The organism is Bradyrhizobium sp. USDA 4474, assembly GCF_054057515.1.
On sequence record NZ_JBSRZJ010000002.1, the window covers coordinates 6092490 to 6114915 of the forward strand.

General features: G+C 65.1%; 20 protein-coding genes and 1 pseudogene. 13 read left to right on the forward strand and 8 right to left on the reverse strand.

Annotated features, from left to right (window positions below; all coding sequences use genetic code 11):
- Nucleotides 1-17: 17 nt before the first annotated feature.
- The 4 genes from ACVW16_RS30180 to ku form a co-directional block, all read right to left on the reverse strand.
- Nucleotides 18-182 (reverse strand): Flp family type IVb pilin, encoded by a 165-nt coding sequence (locus ACVW16_RS30180; protein WP_456705227.1) that lies wholly within the window; start codon nt 180-182, stop codon nt 18-20.
- Between the two features lie 184 nt (nt 183-366).
- Complete coding sequence (locus tag ACVW16_RS30185) at nt 367-585, reverse strand: hypothetical protein (RefSeq protein ID WP_456734572.1); 219 nt, start codon at nt 583-585, stop codon at nt 367-369.
- Nucleotides 586-719: 134 nt separating this feature from the next.
- On the reverse strand, nt 720-956 hold the full coding sequence (locus ACVW16_RS30190) for a hypothetical protein (RefSeq protein ID WP_456702644.1): 237 nt from the start codon (nt 954-956) through the stop codon (nt 720-722).
- A gap of 58 nt (nt 957-1014) precedes the next feature.
- The gene (gene ku / locus ACVW16_RS30195) at nt 1015-1989 is read right to left on the reverse strand and encodes a non-homologous end joining protein Ku (protein WP_456702645.1); all 975 of its coding nucleotides are present in this window, start codon (nt 1987-1989) and stop codon (nt 1015-1017) included.
- 233 nt (nt 1990-2222) lie between these two features.
- On the opposite strand from ku, the gene ACVW16_RS30200 reads away from it, so the two are divergent.
- The 13 genes and pseudogenes from ACVW16_RS30200 to ACVW16_RS30260 all read left to right on the forward strand — a co-directional run bounded on the left by ACVW16_RS30200 (nt 2223) and on the right by ACVW16_RS30260 (nt 18140).
- Nucleotides 2223-2378: a hypothetical protein gene (locus ACVW16_RS30200; RefSeq protein ID WP_177242965.1), complete on the forward strand. Its 156-nt coding sequence runs from the start codon at nt 2223-2225 to the stop codon at nt 2376-2378.
- A gap of 231 nt (nt 2379-2609) precedes the next feature.
- Nucleotides 2610-3284, forward strand: a complete 675-nt coding sequence (locus ACVW16_RS30205) for a response regulator transcription factor (protein ID WP_092226734.1) — start codon at nt 2610-2612, stop codon at nt 3282-3284.
- 95 nt (nt 3285-3379) lie between these two features.
- Nucleotides 3380-4756: an ATP-binding protein gene (locus ACVW16_RS30210; RefSeq protein ID WP_456734573.1), complete on the forward strand. Its 1377-nt coding sequence runs from the start codon at nt 3380-3382 to the stop codon at nt 4754-4756.
- 149 nt (nt 4757-4905) lie between these two features.
- Nucleotides 4906-6310 (forward strand): annotated as a pseudogene (locus tag ACVW16_RS30215) (hypothetical protein).
- Nucleotides 6311-6409: 99 nt separating this feature from the next.
- On the forward strand, nt 6410-6679 hold the full coding sequence (locus tag ACVW16_RS30220; RefSeq protein ID WP_456738138.1) for a hypothetical protein: 270 nt from the start codon (nt 6410-6412) through the stop codon (nt 6677-6679).
- A 131-nt stretch (nt 6680-6810) separates the two neighbouring features.
- Nucleotides 6811-7926, forward strand: coding sequence for a c-type cytochrome biogenesis protein CcmI (gene ccmI / locus ACVW16_RS30225; protein WP_456734574.1), 1116 nt, complete (start codon nt 6811-6813; stop codon nt 7924-7926).
- Nucleotides 7927-7963: 37 nt separating this feature from the next.
- Nucleotides 7964-8473, forward strand: a complete 510-nt coding sequence (gene ccmE, locus ACVW16_RS30230) for a cytochrome c maturation protein CcmE (protein ID WP_456702649.1) — start codon at nt 7964-7966, stop codon at nt 8471-8473.
- Nucleotides 8470-10452: a heme lyase CcmF/NrfE family subunit gene (locus tag ACVW16_RS30235; RefSeq protein WP_456702650.1), complete on the forward strand. Its 1983-nt coding sequence runs from the start codon at nt 8470-8472 to the stop codon at nt 10450-10452. The genes ccmE and ACVW16_RS30235 overlap by 4 nt, the downstream gene beginning before the upstream one ends.
- A gap of 4 nt (nt 10453-10456) precedes the next feature.
- A complete protein-coding gene (locus tag ACVW16_RS30240; RefSeq protein WP_456734575.1) occupies nt 10457-10939 on the forward strand; it encodes a cytochrome c-type biogenesis protein in 483 nt (160 codons plus the stop codon).
- Between the two features lie 250 nt (nt 10940-11189).
- Nucleotides 11190-12767 (forward strand): Do family serine endopeptidase, encoded by a 1578-nt coding sequence (locus tag ACVW16_RS30245; protein WP_456702652.1) that lies wholly within the window; start codon nt 11190-11192, stop codon nt 12765-12767.
- Between the two features lie 276 nt (nt 12768-13043).
- On the forward strand, nt 13044-13724 hold the full coding sequence (locus ACVW16_RS30250) for a response regulator transcription factor (RefSeq protein WP_092226828.1): 681 nt from the start codon (nt 13044-13046) through the stop codon (nt 13722-13724).
- A complete protein-coding gene (locus ACVW16_RS30255) occupies nt 13708-15168 on the forward strand; it encodes an ATP-binding protein (RefSeq protein WP_456702654.1) in 1461 nt (486 codons plus the stop codon). The genes ACVW16_RS30250 and ACVW16_RS30255 overlap by 17 nt, the downstream gene beginning before the upstream one ends.
- Nucleotides 15165-18140, forward strand: coding sequence for a bifunctional [glutamine synthetase] adenylyltransferase/[glutamine synthetase]-adenylyl-L-tyrosine phosphorylase (locus ACVW16_RS30260; protein ID WP_456734576.1), 2976 nt, complete (start codon nt 15165-15167; stop codon nt 18138-18140). Before ACVW16_RS30255 ends, ACVW16_RS30260 begins: the two co-directional genes overlap by 4 nt.
- On the opposite strand, the gene ACVW16_RS30265 is transcribed toward ACVW16_RS30260, so the two are convergent.
- The 4 genes from ACVW16_RS30265 to fdhF all read right to left on the reverse strand — a co-directional run bounded on the left by ACVW16_RS30265 (nt 18135) and on the right by fdhF (nt 22418).
- On the reverse strand, nt 18135-18410 hold the full coding sequence (locus ACVW16_RS30265; protein WP_456702656.1) for a glycoside hydrolase family 3 C-terminal domain-containing protein: 276 nt from the start codon (nt 18408-18410) through the stop codon (nt 18135-18137). The two genes, ACVW16_RS30260 and ACVW16_RS30265, sit on opposite strands and share 6 nt — an antisense overlap.
- 73 nt (nt 18411-18483) lie before the next feature.
- Entirely contained in the window at nt 18484-18723 is a 240-nt protein-coding gene (locus ACVW16_RS30270) for a formate dehydrogenase subunit delta (RefSeq protein ID WP_456702657.1), read from the reverse strand.
- On the reverse strand, nt 18707-19540 hold the full coding sequence (gene fdhD / locus ACVW16_RS30275) for a formate dehydrogenase accessory sulfurtransferase FdhD (protein WP_456734577.1): 834 nt from the start codon (nt 19538-19540) through the stop codon (nt 18707-18709). The genes ACVW16_RS30270 and fdhD overlap by 17 nt, the downstream gene beginning before the upstream one ends.
- 4 nt (nt 19541-19544) lie before the next feature.
- Nucleotides 19545-22418, reverse strand: a complete 2874-nt coding sequence (fdhF, locus tag ACVW16_RS30280; protein WP_456734578.1) for a formate dehydrogenase subunit alpha — start codon at nt 22416-22418, stop codon at nt 19545-19547.
- Between the last annotated feature and the right edge of the window lie 8 nt (nt 22419-22426).

Below are 22426 nucleotides of genomic sequence, written 5' to 3' on the forward strand. Positions count from 1 at the left end.
ATGATGACGCCTCGGCGTTACTTCATGGCCGTGCTGATCGCGTTGAACTTGTTGCTGAGGAGGGCGCTGCCCGTGTTGGTCACGACGGTGACGATGGCGAGTGCGATACCGGCGGCGATCAGGCCGTACTCGATCGCGGTGGCGCCCTTCTCATCGGCAAGAAAAGACCTGAGCACAATCATCGCCAACTCCTGTTCGTCCGGTCCAATGTAGGCGCGCGTCGTTATCAAACTGGTAAGGTGATCGGCGAGGCGCTTTTCGCGCATCAAAATCGGGTGCGGCCGACGTAGCCTGTCGTTTCTTAACGTAACAGCCGTTAAACGAACGTTTCATTATCCAATTCAAATGGACGGAAGCGGGACGTGCTCAACTCGAGGTGGAGCGTCCGGGCGCAACCTTTGCAGGGCGTCCCAGCGCGGCCGCAAGGCGACCGACCAGATAGTTCACGACATGCGGCTGCGCCTGCACCGCCGTGTCGGCGATGCGATCGTCCTCGGCGGTGTCACTCACGATGCCGATGTAGTTCTTTCTGGCGTCCTGTTGCGGCACGGTCGTGCGACCCCCGGTTTTTCGACGGCCGGACATTGATGCACGCAAGGGGAATCATCGGTTAATTTTGCGTCCCGTAGGAATACCCGGTGCGGCGACAAGTGATCCAGCCGCTTAAGGGTTTGTTGAGGCTGTTCGTCGAGCGGTCGGGCCAGCATGCCGAGCGCGGCTCATCGATGCCTGCTATCCGCGTTCAACGCGCGTAGCATGGCGATGCGAGCGAATATCCGCCAGCCGCCGCCGGCCTCGGCTGCGTTGATCAGCATCTCGATCGCGGTCTGCCAGCGCGGCTCCTGCTGCTCAGCCTCGGGCAGCTGCATGATGAAGTCGGCAGCTTCTTGCAAGGTGCGCAGCTTGGCGCCGCCGCGCAGGCCGATCGGATCGTCGAACGGCGTCGACCAGGGCATGTCAGGACGCCCGATCGGTGAGGGAAGACGTCACGGCGCGATCGGCGATGCGATGGCGTCAGCCGGCCTTCTTCGCTCGCGTCGTCGCACGCACCTGCTTGTCGGCCTTCCTGGGCGCCGCTTCCCTGCCGGCTGCGTCCTTGCCGGCTTTGCCCGAGATCGGCAGCAGCATCTCGCGCTGGCCCGCCACGCGCTTCTTCGGCTTCTTGCCCTTGACCGTCTCCTTGGCGACCTTCGCGGCGGGCGCCGCTTCCTGTTCGCTGGCGAGGCTCTTCTTCAGCGCGTCCATCAGGTTGATGACGTTACCGCCGCTCTTCGGCGTGGACTTGACCGCGATCGGCGCACCGCTGCGCTTCTTGTTGATGAGATCGATCAGCGCGGTCTCGTAATGATCCTCGAACAACTCCGGCTCGAACGCCCCGGACTTCTTCTCCACGATGTGCTTGGCGAGGTCGAGCATGTCCTTCGTCAGCTTCACGTCCTGGATCTCGTCGAAATATTCGGTCTCGCTGCGCACCTCGTAGGGATAGCGCAGCAGCGTGCCCATCAGCCCGCTCTCGAGCGGCTCGAGCGCGATGATGTGCTCGCGATTCGTCAATACCACACGGCCGATCGCAACCTTGTCCATGCTGCGGATGGTCTCGCGGATCACCGCATAGGCGTCGTGGCCGACCTTGCCGTCGGGAACGAGGTAATAGGGGCGGATCAGATAGCGGTTGTCGATGTCGGTCTTCGGCACGAACTCGTCGATGTCGATCGTGTGAGTGGAGTCGAGCGCGATATCGTCGAGCTCGTCCTTGGTGACCTCGATGTAGGTGTCGGTATCGACCTTGTAGCCCTTGACGATGTCCTCGGAGGTCACCTCGTCGCCGGTCTCGGCGTCGACCTTCAGATATTTGATCCGGTGGCCGGTCTTGCGATTGATCTGGTTGAACGAGACCTTCTCGGTATCCGATGTGGCCGGATACAGCGCGACCGGGCAGGTCACGAGCGAGAGACGCAGAAAACCCTTCCAATTGGCGCGGGGGGCCATGGGCTACTCCAAACGCAACGGGGACAGACCTATGAGAATACCATCGGGGAACACCGAATCCTACACAGGTTGGATCGGAATCTTGCAACTGCGTTAACCAGTCGCTGCCCCTGCGGTTCGGGCCGATTCAGTCCCAAAAACCGGAACATCAAATCGGATCGGGCGTTGGCTTCCGACACTGGCTGCGAAGAACTCGCGGTCACCGGGGGCGGCACCGAGAGATTGAGGGCGTCATGGCAACCACGCGAGAGCAGAACCGGATCGTCGAAACCGCGACCGAGGCACGCCAGGGCGAACCCGGGCCCTCCGTGGCCGCGCTGCTCGCCATCTCGACCGGGCTAGCGATCCTGATTCTTGCCGTCATCTGGTTCGTATTCTTCAGGACCTGACGGCTCAAACAGCGGGAAGGGCGGACCTTCCGACCAGCCGCTATCAGCGGCACATTGCGCCCGCCATGCTTCCGGTCCGTCCGGTGGGCTGGCGGGCGTAGTCGCGTTTGTTCCTGACACGTCGTATATGACCAAAAAGTAACGCCGGTGGTTCCCCGCGTTCATATCCAGTTCACGCCGGAATTGATCATCTCTGGCAATCGATCGTGCAGTCTATTTCTGGAGAGAAGCGTGCGCCTGCTTGTTGTTGAGGACGACCCCGATCTCAATCGCCAGCTCACAAAGGCGCTGACGGACGCCGGTTATGTCGTCGACCGTGCCTTCGACGGAGAGGAGGGGCACTATCTCGGCGACAACGAACCGTATGACGCCGTGGTGCTCGACATCGGCCTGCCCAAGAAGGACGGCATCTCGGTGCTGGAGGCCTGGCGCCGCAACGGTCGCACCATGCCGGTTTTGATCCTCACCGCGCGCGACCGCTGGAGCGACAAGGTGCAGGGCTTCGACGCCGGCGCCGACGATTACGTGCCAAAACCGTTCCATCTGGAGGAGGTGCTGGCGCGCATCCGCGCGCTGCTGCGCCGCTCCACCGGCCATGCCCAGAGCGAACTCAGCTGCGGCCCCGTCACTCTCGACACCCGCACCGGCCGCGTCAGCGTGTCGGGCAATCCGGTCAAGATGACCTCGCACGAATATCGGCTTCTGGCCTACCTCATGCACCATTCCGGGCGGGTGGTTTCGCGCACCGAGCTGGTCGAGCATCTCTACGACCAGGACTTCGATCGCGACTCCAATACGATTGAGGTCTTCGTCGGCCGCATCCGCAAGAAGCTCGATGTCGACATCATCCAGACCGTCCGCGGCCTCGGCTATCTCCTGACCCCGCCGCCGACGCCGGGTGCTTGAGCGGTGTGGGCTTGACGGGCGGCCCGACACGGGCCTTGGTCCTTGATATGACCGCCGACGCCATGCCACCACCTCGCGCCTCCGGGATCATTCCGATGCCCGCCAGCTCGCTTGCGAACCGCCTGTTCCTGTCGGCGACCGCCTGGCTCGTGGTCATTCTGGCCATAACCGGCGTGGTGCTGTCGTCAGTCTACAAGAATGCGACCGAGCGCGCCTTCGATCGCCGGCTCAACCTTTATCTGCGCACCCTCATCGCAGAGGTCGCAACGCCCGATGAACCGCCGGATCGCCAGTTCCAGTCGCTGGGCGAGCCCCTGTTCGAGCTGCCGTTGTCCGGCTGGTACTGGCAGATCACACGCACCGACACCGAGAAGCCGGAGGTGCGCTCCTCACGCTCTCTCTGGGACAAGAAGCTGCCGAAGCTGGAAGACCAGGGCGCCGAGCTCACCGCAGCCGGCATTCGTCTCGCTTACGTCGACGGGCCCGAGGGGCAGAACCTGCGCATGGTCGAGCGTCCCGTCGATCTCGGCGCCGACGGCAAATACCTTGTCAGCGTCGCCGGCGACGACACCGAGATCTTCGATGAGACACGCAGCTTCGACTACTATCTTGGCGGCACCTTCACCGCGCTCGGGATCGTGCTGCTGCTGACGACCGTGTTCCAGGTCCGCTTCGGCCTTGCGCCGCTCAAGCGCATCTCCGAATCCATCGCCGATATCCGCTCCGGACGGGCCGAGCGGCTCGAAGGCGAATTTCCGGTGGAGATCGCGCCGCTGGCGCGCGAGACCAATGCGCTGATCGATGCCAACAGGGAGATCGTCGAGCGCGCCCGCACCCATGTCGGCAATCTCGCCCATGCGATCAAGACGCCGCTGTCGGTGATCGTCAACGAGGCCGGCGCGCATGCCGCCGATCCGTTCTCGGCCAAGGTGATGGAGCAGGCCGATGTGATGCGTAACCAGCTCGCCCACCATCTGGAGCGCGCTCGCATCGCAGCCAGGGTCTCGATCGTCGGCACCGTGACGGAGGTTGCGCCGGCCATCGAGGCGCTGCGGCGGACCATGGAGAAGATCCACCGCGGCCGCGGCATCACTGTGGAGGCCAAGGCGGATCCGGCCGCGAAATTCCGGGGCGAGAAGCAGGATCTGGAGGAGATGGTCGGCAACCTCGTCGACAATGCCTGCAAATGGGCGGCCTCGCGCGTTCTCATCGAGGCGCTGGTGGAGGCCCCGACCCGTGCAGGCACAGGCCCCAGGCTACGGCTCATCGTCGATGATGACGGGCGCGGCCTCTCCGAGGCCGAGCGCGCCCAGGCCTCCCGCCGCGGCCAGCGGCTGGATGAATCCAAGCCGGGCTCGGGACTTGGGCTGTCCATCGTGACCGACCTCGCTGCGCTCTATGGCGGCAGTCTTTCGCTCGGCAGCGCGCCGATTGGCGGCTTGCGGGCCGAGCTGGTGCTGCCCGGAATATAATCCTCTGTTCCCAAACCGCTATTTGGGCTGTCGGGCGAAACCGGAGGGGTTTCGGAGCGACTTCCTCAACGGCTTCTTAAGGCGCGCCCGCCTATGATCGGGGCGGGACGCATCCTACGTCGCCAGTTTACCGTGCATTACCCGGGCGCATGAGCCAGACATCGATCGAGCGGTTGAGGGACTATCTCGCGCAGCTCCCGCCGCAGGCGCAGGCGCTGCTGATGCGGGAGTTCGAACGCGCGCTCGAGCGCGGCCAGGACACGGCTGTGGCGACCTTGGTGCTCGAGCAACTTCGCAAGATCGTGCGCAAGACGGAGGCCGACGAAGCAGCGCCGCCGCGTACCGACGACCTGTCACGGCTGCTGTTCCGGATTGTGGAACCGTTCCTGGTCGAAGCCGGCGCTCCGATCCGTGTCGGCCAGATCCGGCGGTCCTCGTTGAATCCGATCTGGCAATGGCTTGGCCGCGACGGTGCCCCGGACAAGATCAACGAGTTCGAAGCAGTCCTGGCGCGCATGCCGGCAACTGACAGTTCGGGCCAGGTCGAGGCACTGACGCTCAAGCTCCAGGCCGTGGCTGCGGACGCCATCTTCCAGCTGACGGGACCGGGCGGCGGCGACAAGTCGCGCGCGCTCGCCCGCGTCGGTCCGCCCAACGTGATCGAGGATCTCTATTCGATCGGCGCGGTGCTCGCCGTTCGCGAGGCCATGGCCACGCTGAACGAAAAACTGCCGCGCTTCCTGCGTACGTTCGGCGATCCCCAGATCGCCTCCGTGACGTCTGCGCTGAATATTCCCGTGCTTCAGACCCCGCAGATGCTGCCCTTTGCGCTATCGCTCGTCGTCCAGCGCATGACCGCGCCGTGGCAGATCATTCGTCTTGCCATCAAGATCGCCGCCTCCGATGACGAGATCCGCGTCGCGGCCACGCCCTATGGCGTCGCCGTCACGATGGCCCTGCACGATCTGTCCCGCGTGGCCGCCAATCTGCGCATGGACATCAAGCGCGGCCATTTCGAGACGGTCGCCGACAATCTCAAAGCGCTGCACGACGGCGTCCGCGGCCTGCGCACGGAGCTCGACCTGCGCAACGATTCCCCCTGGGGCAAGCAGCTGACCTCGATCCGCGCCGACATCTCCAACGCCCTGCAATCGGAGATCGACAGTGTTCCCGGCCGCGTTCGCCGCATCCTGCGCCAACGTCCGGAGAAGGACATTCCGCCGGGGCGCCCGGGTCGATACCACAGAAGTCGAGGAAACCGTCGCGCTGATCGACTTCGTCGCCACCTGTCGCAACTATGCCAGCGAGCTTGCGATCAACGAGGTGACGCTGCGTACCTATTCCGACCTGCAGCAATATGTGGAGCGGTCGACCGAGCAGGCGGTGCAGTCGCTGCGCGGCGCCGATCACAAGGTTCGCACCTACCGTCAGCAGCAGGTGCAGGCCGCGATCCGCTTCTGCCAGGTGCTGTTCGGCGACGATTACGCCTCGCTGATGAGCCGTGCCGCGGAGAACGCGGCCACGGGCGAGCGAAAATCGACGCGCGCAAGCTGATCCAGGTGCATTCTATTGAAATCACAATTTCTAATTGACGATGCCAGGTGAGGGCCCTACGGTTCCGTGCAAGTTTTTGGAATTGCTATCTGCGGGCGCATGAAACCCATTATCAGCTCCATCGAAATCGAAAACCGTATCATTGTTGCCAAATATCAGCGTCTGATGGTCGGCGCGAAGCTGGTGCTGGTCGAGAAGGCAAGCGGTCGGCGGCTGCCCGAGACCGCCACACGGATCACATCCCAGGTTCCGCTTGGCGCGCTGCGCATTCGCCTGCCCGACGCAATCGCGCCCGGAACATACTTCCTGAAGGCCATCAACGGGCACGGCGAGGACGCCGCTCGAAGCGCCGACTTCGAGATCATCTAAGCCGTTGGATTGTCACCATTTCGGGACTGTGTGCGCTCGCGCCAAATTGACAATTGTCAATTGCCGCATTGTCCGGCCGTGGTGTAAAGCCACCTGTAGGCGCGGATCGCGCGCCCCCGGAAGCTTGCCAGATGACGCTATGGTTCGTGTTCGCGCTGATGACGGTCGCGGCGATATTCGCCGTGCTCTGGCCGCTCGGCCGTGGCGGACGTCCTGACACTCAAGGCAGCGAGGTCACGGTCTACAAGGACCAGCTGGCCGAGATCGAGCGTGATCTCGCCGCGGGACTGATCGCGCGACCCGAAGCCGAGGCCGCGCGCGTCGAGATCAGCCGCAGGCTGCTCGCCGCCGCGGGCAGCGAGGCGGAGCTGGTGTCGACCTCCAGTCTGAAATGGCGCCGCGCGGCTGCCGTGCTGGCGCTGATCGGTCTGCCTTTGGCGGCGGTGGGGATCTACGTTCCGCTCGGCTCGCCCGCGCTTGGCGACTTCCCGCTGGCGCAGCGCGAGCGCGGGGCCGGCTCCAACATGGCGCAGTCGCTCGAGAACCTCGTCGAACAGGTCCAGCAACACCTGGAGAAGAATCCAACCGATGGCCGCGGCTGGAACGTGCTTGCGCCGGTGCTGGAGCGGCTCGGCCGCTTCGACGAGGCCGTGCGCGCCTATCGCAATTCGATCACCTATAACGGCGAGAGTGCGGAGCGCCGTTCCGACCTGGGCGAGGCGATTGCAGCCGCAGCCAGCGGCGTGGTGACGGCAGAAGCCAAGACCGAGTTCGAGCGCGCGCATGCGCTCAATGCCGACGACCCCAAGGCGAACTACTTCCTGGGCCTTGCTGCCGAGCAGGACGGGCGCAGGGATGACGCGGCCGATATCTGGCGCGCGCTGCTGGCGAAAGCACCGGCGAATGCGCCGTGGCGCCCCCTGGTACAGACCTCGCTCGCGCGGGTCGGGGGTGGCGGCGTGACGATGCCGGCACTGTCCGACGAGACCATCGCGGCTTCCAGGGACATGAACGGCGGTGATCGCAACGCGATGATCCGCGGCATGGTCGAACGCCTCGCCACGCGCCTCAAGCAGAACGGCGACGACGTCGAGGGCTGGCTGCGTCTGGTACGCGCCTATCTGGTGATGGGCGATCGCGACAAGGCCATGGGCGCCTCGGCCGATGCGCGCCAGGCGGTCGCGAAGGATTCCGAGCGGCTGCGCCAGCTCAACGAAGGCCTCAAGACTCTCGGGCTCGACGGATGACGGTTGCAGCACGAGACGAGCGGAGAACCGATACGCCATGACGCGCAAGCAGCGACGTATGATCATCATCGGCGGTTCGCTTGCCGTGCTCGCGCTCGCGGCGGCGCTGGTGCTCAACGCGTTGCGCGACTCCATCGTGTTCTTCTCGACCCCGACCATGGTGGCCGAGAAGCACGTTCAGCCCGGCAAGCGTTTTCGCCTCGGCGGATTGGTGCAGCCGGGTTCGCTCCAGCGCGGCGACGATCTCGCGGTGACGTTTGAAGTTGCCGATGGCGGTGCCAAGCTGCCCGTCGCCTACAAGGGCATCTTGCCCGATCTGTTTCGTGAAGGGCAGGGCGTGGTCGCCGAGGGCGCGCTCGACGCCAATGGCGTATTCAAGGCCGACACCGTGCTCGCCAAGCACGATGAGACTTACATGCCCAAGGACGTCGCAGACGCCCTGAAGAAGCAGGGGCACTGGAAGGACGATTACGGCGCCAAAGCTTCCAACGGCATCACGCCTGCGGCGACGACCGCGCAGGGCAATTCGCAGGGAGCCGTGCGGTGATCGCGGAAGCCGGACATTACGCCCTGGTGCTGGCTCTCGCGCTGGCATTGATCCAGTCCATCGTGCCTGTCATCGGGGCGCGTTTGCGCGATCCCGCGCTGATGAACGTGGCGCGCTCCACGGCGCTCGCACAATTGCTGTTCGTCGGTGCCTCGTTCGTCGCGCTGGTGACGCTGCACGTGATCTCGGATTTCTCCGTCGCCAACGTCTACGAGAACTCCCACTCCATGAAGCCGTTGATCTACAAGATCACCGGCGTGTGGGGAAACCACGAAGGCTCGATGCTGCTGTGGGTGTCGATCCTGGCCCTGTTCGGCGGGCTCGTTGCGGCTTTCGGCAACAATCTGCCGCTGTCGCTGCGCGCGCACGTGCTGGCCGTCCAGGCCTGGATTGCGAGCGCCTTCTATCTGTTCATCCTGATCACCTCCAATCCGTTCCTGCGCATCGTCAATCCGCCGATCGAGGGGCGCGACCTCAATCCGGTGCTTCAGGACATTGGTCTGGCCGTGCATCCGCCGATGCTCTATCTCGGCTATGTCGGCTTCTCGATCTCGTTTTCCTTTGCGATCGCGGCGCTGATCGAGGGGCGGATCGATGCGGCCTGGGCGCGCTGGGTGCGGCCGTGGACGCTGGTCGCCTGGATTTTCCTGACGCTCGGCATCGCGATGGGATCCTACTGGGCCTATTACGAGCTCGGCTGGGGCGGCTGGTGGTTCTGGGATCCGGTCGAGAACGCCTCGCTGATGCCGTGGCTCGCCGGCACTGCGCTGCTGCATTCGGCGCTGGTGATGGAGAAGCGCGACGCGCTGAAGGTCTGGACCATCCTTCTTTCCATCCTGACCTTCTCGCTCTCGCTGCTCGGCACTTTCCTCGTGCGCTCGGGTGTCATCACCTCCGTGCACGCCTTCGCCAACGATCCGACCCGCGGCGTCTTCATCCTGCTGATCCTCTGCCTCTTCATTGGCGGCAGCCTGTCGCTGTTCGCGGCTCGCGCGACGTCGTTGAAGCAGGGCGGCCTGTTCGCGCCGATCTCGCGCGAGGGCGCGCTGGTGCTGAACAATCTTCTGCTCACCGTCGCCTGCGCAGTCGTGCTGTTCGGCACGCTGTATCCGCTGGCGATGGAAGTGCTCGCCGATTTCAAGATGTCGGTGGGCGCACCGTTCTACAATCTCTCCTTCGTGCCGTTGTTCGCTCTGCTGCTGATCGCCGTCCCGTTCGGGCCGATGCTGGCGTGGAAGCGCGGCGATTTGCTCGGGGTCACCCAGCGCCTGCTCGCGGCGGGCGTCGCTGGCCTCATCGTGGTTGCCATTGTCTGGGCCTGGACCCGTGGCGGCAGTGCGCTCGCGCCGTTGGCCATCGGGCTTGGTGTCTTCGTCGTCGCTGGCGCCGCAACCGACCTGACCGAGCGAACCGGCCTGTTTCGCCTGCCGTTTGTCACGGCGCTGCACCGCGCCCGCGGCCTGCCACGTTCGACCTGGGGGGGCGCCCTTGCGCATGCCGGTCTGGGCATCGCATTGATCGGGATCGTCTGCGAGACCACGTGGAACAGCGAATATATCGCGACCATGAAGCCGAACGACGTCGCGCAGGTGGCTGGCTATGATCTGAAGCTCGACGGGCTGCTCGAGCGGCAGGGGCCGAACTACCGCGAGATGGTCGCCAAGTTCAACGTCAGCCGGGGTCGCGATGCGCTCAGCGTCATGACGCCGTCAAAGCGCAGTTTTACCACGCGGGGCTCCTCGACCACCGAGGCTGCGCTGCTGACCCGCGGTGCGAGCCAGCTCTATATCTCGCTCGGTGACGTCACCGCTGATGGCGCGATCGCCGTGCGCATCTATCACAAGCCGATGGTGCTGCTGATCTGGTGGGGGCCTGTGCTGATGGCATTCGGCGGCATGCTGTCGCTGTCCGACCGGCGCTTGCGCGTCGGCGCGCCGAAACCGGCGCGGGCCAGGCAACGCCTGCAACCGGCGGAGTGACCCGATGCGCCGGATGATGGCCGCGATCGTTGCGCTTGTGCTGCTGGCTGCGCCTGCGGTGCATGCCGTGCAGCCCGACGAGATCATGTCGGATCCCGTGAAGGAGGCGCGCGCGCGCGAATTGTCGCGCGAGCTGCGCTGCATGGTCTGCCAGAACCAGTCGATCGACGATTCCGATGCGCCGCTGGCGCGCGATCTGCGGCTGCTGGTGCGCGAGCGCATCGCAGCGGGCGACAGCAATTCCCAGGTGCTGGACTTCCTGGTCGCGCGCTACGGCGAGTTTGTGCTGCTGAAGCCGCGCTTCGAGCGGCAGACCATGCTGCTGTGGCTGCTCGCGCCTGTGCTGCTGGCTGCCGGCGGGCTTGCGCTGTGGTGGCAAAACCGGCGCCGCGCGCGAAGTGGCGCTGATGGTGCAGCATTGCCGCTCACGCCCGACGAAGAGGCGCGGCTCGCCGCCCTGACGTCCGACGACGCCCCATCGCGGTAACGGCCTCGGCTCGTTGGCCCGTCAGCGAACCGGCGACAAGAGCGCTTCGGCGGCGGTTGCCGGAACCCTCATAAGTTCCTGTAAATCTGCGCTTTTTTAACCTGCGCCAAACTGCCGCAGCGCTGGCGGCCTTCATTACAAAAGTTTAACCTCGCAGCCAGCCCACGGTAAGGCGGAGATCCCCATGTTCAGGTCCGTAAGGTGCCGCTGTCAGGCATCGCATGAATTTCAAGGCCCTGGAGACCTCCGTATGACCGACCGTCCCGACCTCACGAACCTTCCGTCCTACCGGCAGCCCCGCCGTTCGGTGTTTTCCGCGCGCAGAATTGCGCTGATGGCCTCGGTCGTCGCCGGTCTCGGCGTCGCCGTTCATGGCTTCAGCCCGTCGACGTCGCCCGCCGATTTGTTCTCCAGCCCGGCGCATGCGCAGGTCAATAACGAGGTCAAGAAGGTCGAGCGTCCGATCGGCTTTGCCGACATCGTCGAGCGGGTGAAGCCCTCGGTGATCTCGGTGAAGGTCAACATCAAGGAGAAGACCGCGAGCAATGATGACGGCGATGATTCCGCCTCGCCGTTCCAGCCAGGCTCGCCGATGGAGCGCTTCTTCCGTCGCTTCGGCGGTCCTGATGGCATCCCCGGTCTGAAGGGCGGCCGTGGCCGCGTCGTGCAGGGCCAGGGCTCCGGCTTCTTCATCTCGGCGGACGGATTTGCCGTGACGAACAACCACGTCGTCGACGGCGCCGACAAGGTTGAGGTCACCACAGACGACGGCAAGACCTACAGTGCCAAAGTGATCGGCACCGACCAGCGCACCGACCTTGCCCTGATCAAGGTCGAGGGCGGCTCCAACTTCCCGTTCGCGAAACTTGCCGACGGCAAGCCGCGGATCGGTGATTGGGTGCTCGCGGTCGGCAATCCCTTCGGCCTCGGTGGTACCGTGACCGCCGGTATCGTCTCGGCCAGCGGCCGCGACATCGGCAACGGCCCGTATGACGATTTCATCCAGATCGACGCCCCCGTGAACAAGGGCAATTCCGGCGGTCCGGCCTTCAACACCGACGGCGAGGTGATGGGCGTCAACACGGCGATCTACTCGCCTTCCGGCGGCAGCGTCGGCATTGCGTTCTCGATTCCCGCCAACACGGTGAAGAGCGTGGTCGCCCAGCTCAAGGACAAGGGCTCGGTCAGCCGTGGCTGGATCGGTGTGCAGATCCAGCCCGTGACATCCGACATCGCCGACAGCCTCGGCATGAAAAAGGCCGAAGGTGCGCTGGTGGCCGAGCCGCAGAAGGATGGCCCGGCTGCAAAAGCTGGCATCGAATCCGGTGACGTGATCACGTCGGTCAACGGCGAATCCGTCAAGGATGCCCGCGAGCTCGCCCGCACTATCGGCGGCATGGCACCCGGCGCGTCCGTGAAGCTCAACGTTCTGCACAAGGGGCAGGACAAGGTCGTGAACCTCACCCTCGGCCAGCTGCCGAACACGGTCGAGGCCAAGGCCGACACCGATAACGACAGCGGCAGGGGCGCGAGCAAGGGCACCGATGTGCCGAAGCTCGGCATGACGGTTGCGCCCGCCAACTCCGTCGCCGGCGCCGGCAAGGACGGCGTTGTGGTCACCGAAGTCGATCCGAAGAGCGCCGCGGCCGAGCGCGGCTTCAAGGAGGGTGACGTGATTCTCGAAGTCGGCGGCAAGAGCGTGAGCACTGCCGGCGACGTCCGCGAGGCCATCAATACGGCCCGCTCCGACAACAAGAACAGCGTCCTGATGCGCGTGAAGAGCGGCGGCCAGTCGCGCTTCGTCGCGGTGCCCATCGCCAAGGGCTAAGGCGCCTCAGGAGGCTTACGAAATGAAGGTGTCGCCGGCATCAGTCGCCCCCGCCGTCGGCACTCTTCCGGGGAGCAGCGCAACGCTTGCTCCCCGCGCCTACCTTCCGGTGGAATTACGCCCCCCTCCGTCGGAAGGCCTAGGGCGGTGAGGTCCCCCCAGCTTCACCGCCCGCCCTTTTTGCCTGGCCAGGTCTGGTTCGCCTGGCTTGCATGCGATTGCCGCTCGCGCCATGTTTAGAGAAGGTTGACCTCCTTGACCGCCGCCGAACGCACGATGCGCCTCCTCATCATTGAAGACGACCGCGAGTCCGCCGACTATCTCGTGAAGGCGTTTCGCGAGGTCGGGCATATTGCCGACCACGCCGGCGACGGCGAGGAGGGCCTCGCCATGGCCGAGAACGGCGATTACGACGTGCTGGTGGTCGACCGCATGCTGCCCAAGCGCGACGGGCTGTCTCTGATCGGTGCGCTGCGCGACAAGGACGACCCGACGCCAGTGCTGATTCTCTCCGCGCTGGGCCAGGTGGACGATCGCATCAAGGGACTGCGCGCCGGCGGCGACGACTATTTGCCGAAACCGTATTCGTTCGCCGAGTTGCTCGCCCGCGTCGAAGTGCTGTCGCGCCGCCGCGGCGGCCCGGCGGAAGACACGCTCTACCGTGTCGGCGACCTTGAGCTCGACCGGCTCTCCCACCGCGTCGCCCGCGGCAAGGACGAGCTGACGCTGCAGCCGCGGGAATTCCGCTTGCTCGAATATCTGATGAAGCATGCCGGACAGGTTGTCACGCGCACCATGTTGCTGGAGAACGTCTGGGACTATCATTTCGATCCGCAGACCAACGTGATCGACGTGCACATTTCGCGGCTGCGCTCCAAGATCGACAAGGGATTCGAGCGGCCGCTGCTGCACACGATCCGCGGCGCCGGGTACATGATCCGTGACGGCATTCGGTAAACTCGTCCGCACCACGGCATTCCGGCTGACGCTGGTCTATCTGCTGCTGTTCGCGATGTTCGCCGCCTCGCTGCTCGGCTATTTCGCGTGGAACACGCGGCGGCTGATCACCGAGGAGATCACCCAGACGGTCAATTCCGAGACCGCGGAGATCAACGAGATCTACGGACGCCGCGGCCTGTTCGGCCTCGTGCGCACGATCGAATATCGGGCGCTGCGACCGGGCGCCAATCTCTACCTCGTCACCACGCCGACCGGACAGGCGGTCGCCGGCAATGTCGGCTCGCTGGCCCCTGGCGTGATGGCGACGCGCGGCTGGTCGGAGACCGCCTACCGGCGCCTCGAGGATGCGGATGACCGCGACCATCGCGCGCTGGTGCGCGTCACCGAATTGGAAAACGGTTTCCGTCTCCTGATCGGCCGCGACCTCGCCGAGCGGCGACGCTTGTTCAGCATCGTCGCCAAGGCGGCGCAATGGTCGATCCTGATCGTCGTCGTGCTTGGTCTCGGCGGCGGCGTCTTCGTCGCGCGCCGGGTGCTGACGCGCATCGACGCGATGTCAGGTACGGCGCATCGCATCATGACCGGAGATCTCAGCGAGCGCTTGCCGGTCGGGCGCAGCGGCGACGAGCTCGACCGCCTCGCCGAGAACCTCAACGCCATGCTGGAGCGGATCGAGGCGCTGATGGCGGGGTTGAAAGAGGTCTCGGACAACATCGCCCACGACCTCAAGACGCCGCTGACGCGCCTGCGCAACCGCGCCGAGGAGGCGCTGGCGAAATCGGGTTGCGAGACCGATTATCGCGCGGCGCTGGAACGCACCATCGAGGAATCCGACGGGCTGATCCGTACCTTCAACGCGCTGCTGATGATCGCGCGCGCGGAGTCCGGCCAGGCGCGCGGCAACATGGATGATTTCGATGCGGCCGATGTCGCCGGCGGAATCCACGAGCTTTACGAGCCGCTCGCCGAAGACGACGGCATGACCTTGAAGGTCAAGACCCAGGCTGCACCCATTCACGGCAACCGCGAATTGATCAGCCAGGCGCTCGCCAACCTCGTCGAGAACGCGATCAAGTACGGCAAGCCCGCCACCCAGTCGGCGGGGTCAGTGATCAGCATGGACGCACGTCAGATCACGATCGAGGCCAGGCGCGAAGGCGATCAGGTGCTGCTGAGTGTCACCGACCACGGCCCCGGCATCCCCGAAGCCGACCGCAAGCACGTCGTCGAGCGGTTCGTGCGGCTGGAGGCGAGCCGCACCATGCCGGGCTCGGGCCTCGGCCTCAGTCTCGCGTCTGCCGTCGCCACCTTGCATGGGGGCGAATTGCGGCTGAGCGACGCGCAGCCCGGTCTCGTCGCCACGCTGCTGCTGCCGGCGCGCGCCGGTGCGGGCGACAGGGTTGCTCCTCCAGTAGCGGATGTGCCACAGAAGGTGGCATGAACCACTCCGCGCCGGGAAACGCGGACAAGCATGGTGAGAGCCTCGCCGCCCGCTTCGCGGAGGCTCCCCATATTGCCGCTTCCGCATCAGACGAACGACGTTTTGAAAGTTGGCTGACCGAACTCGAGCCCGCACAACGGGCCCGTGTTGAAGCGCTGCTGGTCCATCGCTTTGCCCGGCCTGTTCTCTGCGGAATCGCGGAATTCTCGCCTTATTTGTTTGATCTGATGCGCGCTGATCCATCGCGCCTGGTCCGGCTGCTCGAATGCGAACCGGATACGCATCTCGCTACGTTGATCGCGGAAGCGAGGGCCGCTGTGCTGGCCGCACCTGACGAAGCCGAGGTGATGCGTCTGCTCCGTCGCATGAAGGCGGAGGCGGCGCTCCTGATCGCGCTGTGCGACATCGGCGGGGTCTGGCCGGTGATGCGGGTGACGGCCGCGCTGACCGACCTCGCTGTCTCCGCGGTGCAGGCTGCGCTCCAATATTTGCTGCGACAGGAAGCCGCACGTGGAAAAATCCAGCCGCCGGATCCGGAGGCGCCGGAAGAGGGCTGCGGCCTGATCGTGCTTGCCATGGGCAAGATGGGTGCGGGCGAGCTGAACTATTCCAGCGACGTCGATCTGATCGTGTTCTTCGACCCCGATGCCACGACGCTCGCGCCAGACATCGAGCCGCAACCGTTCTTCGTCCGGGTGACACAAGGCATGGCGCGCATCCTCCAGCAGCGCACCTACGACGGTTATGTGTTCCGGGTGGACCTGCGGCTGCGGCCCGATCCCTCCTCGACCCAGGTCGCGATCTCCCGCGACGCGGCGTTGAACTATTACGAGCGGGAAGGGCGCACCTGGGAACGCGCCGCGATGATCAAGGCGCGGGCCTGCGCCGGCGATCCCAAGGCAGGCGAGGCGCTGCTGGCCGAAATCGCGCCCTTTGTCTGGCGCAAGCATCTCGATTTCGCCGCGCTTGCCGATGTGCACGATATGAAGCGGCAGATGCAAACCTACCGCGGCCAGAGCGAGATCGCCGTCGAGGGCCACAACGTCAAGGTCGGCCGCGGCGGTATCCGCGAGATCGAGTTCTTCGCCCAGACCCAGCAACTCATCGCCGGTGGCCGTAATCCGGAGCTGCGGGTGCGGCCGACGCTCGCCGCGCTCGACATTCTCGCGTCCAGCAACTGGATCACGGATTCCGCACGTGACGAGTTGACCACCGCCTACGAATTCCTGCGCCGGGTCGAGCATCGCCTCCAGATGATCGCGGACGAGCAAACCCATGCGCTGCCTGAGGCCAAGGAGGCGGTCGAACGTTTCGCCTGGTTCTTCGGGTATGAGAGCCGCGAGACGTTCGCGCGCGATCTGCTGCGCCAGCTCGAGATCGTCCAGGGCCATTACCAAAAACTGTTCGAAGGCGACGATCCGGCCGGCTCAGCGAGCCTGCCCCCGATCGACTATCGGGCTGGTCCGGACGATCCGCGCCTGCTTCAGCATTTGGCAACGCTCGGCTTCAAGAAGCCCGCCGCCGTGGCGCAGACCATCTGCGACTGGCTCATCGGCGACTATCGCGTGTTCCGCAACGAGCAGACGCGGAACGCCTTTGTCGAGTTCGTGCCGGCGCTGATTGACGGTCTCGCGCATGCCGAGGAGCCGGACCGCGCCGTCGTGGCGTTCGACCATTTCCTCCGGGCGCTCCAGCGCGGCGGCCGGCTGATCACGCTGCTCGGCCAGAACCGCGACCTCGTCGCGCTCGTGGCTCTCGTGCTTGGCGCGGCGCCCCGCTTGGGCGAGATGCTGGCGCGGCAGCCGCAGCTGATGGATGGCCTGATCGATCCGCGCTTCTTCGGCGCGATGCCGAACAAGCAGGAATTGTCGGCGCGGTTGGCGACCACGGTGCAGGACGCGAGCTCCTACGAGGAATTTCTGGACCGCCTGCGTCTGTTCGGACAGGAGAGCCTGTTCCTGATCGGCACGCGCATTCTCTCGGGCACCGTTTCGGCGCAGCAGGCGAGCACGGCCTTTGCGGATGTCGCGGAAGGCATCGTCGACACCGTGCACGGCCTCGTCGCCGAGCGTTTCGCCGACCAGCACGGGCGGATCAAGGGCCAGCAGACCGCCATCATCGCGATGGGCCGGCTCGGGAGCCGCGAGATGACGGCGTCCTCGGATCTCGATTTGATCCTGCTTTACGATTTCGACAGCGACAATCCGGACTCCGACGGCGAGAAGTCGCTCCAGGGCGCGCATTATTTCGCGCGTTTCACCCAGCGTCTGATCAGCGCCTTCACCACCCGCACCAATTACGGCGTGCTCTATGAGATCGACATGCGGCTGCGGCCCTCGGGGCGCGCAGGTCCGGTGGCATCGAGCCTCGTCTCCTTCGCGGACTACCAGGCCAATGAGGCCTGGACCTGGGAGCACATGGCATTGACGCGCGCGCGCGTGGTCTCGGCGTCGCCCGAATTTGCTGCGCGGATCGAGCGCATCATCCGAGAGGTCCTGACCCGCCGCCGCGACCCCGTGATCACCGCCAACGACGTCGCCGACATGCGTCGTGCCATCGCACAGGAGAAGGGCGAGACCGACCATTGGGACCTGAAATACGCCTCCGGCGGCATGGTCGATATCGACTTCATTGCGCAATATCTCCAGCTCGTGCACGCCCATCACAAGCCTGACATTCTCGACGTCGGAACGGTGCAGGTGCTGGAAAATGCCGCAAGGCTCGGCGTGCTGTCGCACTCGGAAGCGGAAATCCTGCGCGCGGCGGCGCGGCTCTATCACGATCTGACGCAGATCCTGCGGCTCTGCGTCAGCGACCGCTTCAAGCCGGAGACGGCGGGCACCGACCTTCAGCGCGTGATGGCACGCGCCGGCGACGCGCCGGATTTCTCCTCGCTGGAGGCGCGGGTGCGGGAAACGCAGGCCGAGGTGAGAAGGGTATTCCGGGAGATCGTGGAAGGTGGCGCTTCATAGGCCGAGGCATTGCATCGCCGAGCTGCAGCGATCCATCGACGCGTCCAAGTTCTCGTCTTTGGCTGGACAGGTGACTGGCAGCCGGCCGCTCGGATTGACGTCGCCGAACAGGACCGCGGCCAAGGCCGCAGCGCCGTGCGATCGAGCCATGGCCGGTCGTCGGCGAGAGCTTTGCCGGCGGTCCAGCTGAGTCCAAGTGCAAGCCAGGTCGCAGCCGTCAGGCGCATCGCGATGGGGCGAAGCCGGATGTTCCGCGTCATGAAAATCCATCCTCGTGGCGGGTCCCAAAAGGATGGGGCATTCAGCCGAGAAAAGGAAGCGCAGCGCGAGCTGCGGCGCGTGTTCAGTGCGCTTCCGGAAGGGACGTCGTCTGCTTGAGCGAGGTCAGGGCTTCGAGCACGTTCGGCTCGAGGCCCGCGCCGCCGGCATCGAGATGTGCGAAGATCGCGCGCTTCATGCGGGGATCCCAGAACTTTTTGATGTGGTCGGCGATCCCAGGCACGGCCTTGTCGTGGCCCTGGCTGCGAAAAAACGTACCGATCTGGTTGGCCATGTAGATGAGGCGGTCAGCAGGCGACGACATCAATGATCTCCGGAGCACGATGAGCCGTGATGCGGCCCTGGTGCGTGAACGCTTCAAACCCGTCGCTGCGGGCAATTGCAATCAGCGTGATGCCGGCCGCAGCCGCGGTGCGCACGGCAAGCGCGGTAGGGGCGGAGACCGCGACCATGACGGGCGCACCGATGGCGGCCGTTTTCTGCACCATCTCGACCGAGAGGCGGCTCGTCAGCAGCACGACCCCGGTGCTTGCGTCCGTCCGGCTGCGCGCCAGCGCGCCGGCGAGCTTGTCGAGCGCGTTGTGACGGCCGACATCTTCGCGCAGCGCCACGATGCCGTTCGAGGCCGACCAGAAGGCGGCTGCATGCACCGCGCGGGTCTGCATGTTGATCGATTGCAGGGGCGCGATCGCCTGCATCGCCGTCATGATCTGTTGTGGCGCGAAGGTCTGCCCCTGCGGCACGACAGCGGCGGGCCGCACGGCCTCGGCGATCGACTCGACGCCGCAGATGCCGCAACCGGTGGGACCGGCGATGTGGCGGCGGCGTTCGCTGACGCGTGCGGCGTTGTCCTGCCCGAGCCACATGCGCAGCTCGATGCCGTCATCGAGGCGAACGACATCGAGGGACTTGATGTCGTCAACCGATCCGATGATGCCCTCGTCCAGGCTGAAGCCGACGGCGAAATCTTCCAGGTTCTGCGGCGTCCCCATCATGACGGCGTAGGTGCCGCCATTGTAGGTCAGCGCCAGCGGCGTTTCCTCAGGGATCAGCCGCGTGCCTTCGGACGTGACACCGTCGCGCCAGATCTCGCGGTCGAGGGCCTGGACCGGCACGTGCATGCGGCTACTCCGCGGCCTCGGCGGGCGCGATGCGGCGGGACTGCCGGGCCTGCTCGTCGTAGCTCTTCTGCCAGTCGGACGGGCCGTTCGAAGGCGAGATCTGCACCGCCGTCACCTTGTATTCGGGACAGTTGGTCGCCCAGTCCGAATAGTCGGTCGTGATCACGTTGGCCTGCGTGTCCGGATGATGGAAGGTGGTGTAGACGACACCAGGCGATACGCGGTCAGTGATCTCCGCGCGCAGCGTGGTCTCGCCGGCGCGGCTCGCCAGCCGAACCCAGTCGCCGTCGCGCACGCCGCGCAACTCGGCATCGTGCGGATGGATCTCCAGCCGATCCTCGGCGTGCCAGACCACGTTCTCGGTGCGCCTTGTCTGCGCGCCGACATTGTACTGGCTGAGGATGCGGCCTGTGGTGAGCAGCAGCGGGAAGCGGGGGCCGGTGCGCTCGTCGGTCGCGACATATTCGGTGATGATGAACTTGCCCTTGCCCCGGACGAAACCGTCGATATGCATCACCGGCGTGCCCTCCGGCGCCGTCTCGTTGCAAGGCCACTGCACCGAGCCGAGCTCGTCGAGCTTGGCGTAGGAGACGCCGGTGAAGGTCGGCGTCAGGGCCGCGATCTCGTCCATGATCTCGGAGGGATGGCTGTAGTTCATCTCGAAGCCCATCGCCTTGGCAAGGCCGATGGTGACCTCCCAGTCGGCCATGCCGTTCTTCGGCGACATCACCTTGCGGACGCGCTGGATACGGCGCTCGGCATTGGTGAAGGTGCCGTCCTTCTCGAGGAAGCTCGAGCCGGGCAGGAACACGTGAGCGTAGTTCGCGGTCTCGTTGAGGAAGAGGTCGTGAACGATGACGCATTCCATCGCCGACAGCGCCGCCACCACGTGCTTGGTGTTGGGGTCGGACTGGAGAATGTCCTCGCCTTGCACGTAGAGGCCCATGAACGTGCCTTCGATCGCGGCATCGAACATGTTGGGGATGCGCAGGCCCGGCTCGGGGTTGAGCTTGACGTCCCACATCGCCTCGAACTGCTCGCGCACGGCATCGCCCGCGATGTGGCGATAGCCGGGTAGCTCGTGGGGGAACGAACCCATGTCGCAGGAGCCCTGCACGTTGTTCTGGCCGCGCAGCGGATTCACGCCGACGCCGGGTCGGCCGATGTTACCGGTCGCCATCGCAAGGTTGGCGATCGCGATGACGGTGGTCGAGCCCTGGCTGTGTTCGGTGACGCCGAGGCCATAATAGATCGCACCGTTGCCGCCGGTGGCGTAGACGCGAGCCGCTTCGCGCAACGTTTTCGGATCGACGCCGGTGAGGATGGCGGTGGCTTCCGGGCTGTGCTTCGCTTGCACGACGAAGGCGGCCCATTCCTCGAACTCGCTCCAGTCGCAGCGCTCGCGCACGAAGGCTTCGTCGACGAGGCCTTCGGTGACGATGACATGCGCCAGCGCGGTGACGACCGCGACGTTGGTGCCGGGCATCAAGGGCAGATGCAGCGCCTTCACGTGCGGCGATTCCACCATTTCAGTGCGTCGCGGATCGATCACGATCAGCTTGGCGCCCTGACGCAGCCGCTTCTTCAGGCGGGAGGCGAAGACGGGGTGAGCCGAGGCCGGATTGGCGCCGATGATGACGGCGACATCGGTGTCCTCCACCGAGTCGAAATCCTGCGTACCGGCTGACGTGCCGAAGGTGACCGAAAGCCCGTAGCCGGTCGGCGAGTGGCAGACGCGCGCGCAGGTGTCGACATTGTTGTTGCCGAAGCCGGCTCGGATCAGCTTCTGCACCAGATAGGTTTCTTCATTGGTGCAGCGGGACGAGGTGATGCCGCCGATGGCATCGCGCCCGTACTTCTTCTGGATGCCGCGCATCTTGGCCGCGGCAAACGAGAACGCTTCGTCCCAGGACACTTCCTTCCAGGGATCTTCGATCCGTTCGCGGATCATCGGCTTGAGAATGCGTTCCCCGTGGTTGGTGTAGCCCCAGGCAAAGCGTCCTTTGACGCAGGAGTGGCCTCGATTGGCCTTGCCGTCCTTGTACGGCACCATGCGCACCACTTCCTCACCGCGCATCTCGGCCTTGAACGCGCAGCCGACGCCGCAATAGGCGCAGGTGGTGACCACCGAATGCTCGGGCTGGCCGATCTCGATGACGGACTTCTCCGTCAGCGTCGCAGTCGGGCAGGCCTGCACACAAGCGCCGCAGGAGACGCATTCCGAGCCAAGGAAGCTCTCGTTCATTCCGGGGGAGACGCGGCTGTCGAAGCCACGGCCGGAGATGGTCAGCGCGAAAGTGCCTTGCACTTCCTCGCAGGCGCGGACGCAGCGGGAGCAGACGATGCATTTGGACGGATCATAGGTGAAGTAGGGATTGGACTCGTCCTTCGGCATCCAGGCGGCATTTATCTCGCCGTCGGACTTGGCGAAGACGTGGTTCTCGCCCTCATAGCCGTAGCGCACCTCGCGCAAGCCCACGGCGCCGGCCATGTCCTGCAATTCGCAGTCGCCATTTGCGCCGCAGGTGAGGCAGTCGAGCGGATGGTCGGAGATGTAGAGCTCCATCACGCCCTTGCGCAGCTGCTTCAACCGCTCGCTCTGGGTGTGGACGACGAGGCCGTTCATCACAGGCGTGGTGCAGGAGGCCGGGGTGCCGGCGCGGCCCTCGATCTCGACGACGCAGAGCCGGCAGGAGCCGAACGCATCGACCATATCGGTCGCGCAGAGCTTTGGAATCTGGTGGCCGGCATCCATCGCGGCGCGCATGATCGAGGTACCCTCGGGCACCGTGACCTCATTGCCGTCGATGGTCAGCGTCACCATCGTTTCCGACTTGGAGCGCGGCGTGCCGAAGTCGATTTCTTCGATCAGGGACATGGTCGTTC